This is a genomic window from Falsihalocynthiibacter sp. S25ZX9, assembly GCF_041205405.1.
GTDB lineage: Bacteria > Pseudomonadota > Alphaproteobacteria > Rhodobacterales > Rhodobacteraceae > Falsihalocynthiibacter > Falsihalocynthiibacter arcticus.
In genome coordinates this window covers 1-294 of sequence record NZ_JBGFCD010000275.1, presented here as the reverse complement: position 1 = coordinate 294, position 294 = coordinate 1, and the positions used below count along the sequence as shown (strand labels likewise).

The window sequence follows — 294 nt, the reverse complement described above, 5'->3', positions numbered from 1 at the left end:
GCCAGCGCCAAACCAAGCGGCAATGCGCATAGAAACACTAGCGCCGCAAGGAGAACGATGCGTAACAGTTCCAACTGGCCCAAGCTTAGGCGCGTAAGGCCCATAGCCAAGACGGGCGCCAGTTGAGGCACACGCATATCGGCAAGTGTCAGAAGACACATCAGTATAGCAAAACTTGCCACGCAAAGTGTCAGAGCGTTCAGAGCGGCCGTCACGGTAAAGGTCCGCTCAAACACTTGCAGTGCCTGAACCTTGATCGCTTCCTGATCGGTGATCGCGCTGTTGGGGATGTCA

At 55.8% G+C, this 294-nt stretch carries 1 pseudogene; it reads right to left on the bottom strand.

From position 1 onward, the window contains the following. Positions 1-294 (bottom strand): annotated as a pseudogene (locus AB9F29_RS22225) (ABC transporter permease); the annotation flags it as partial.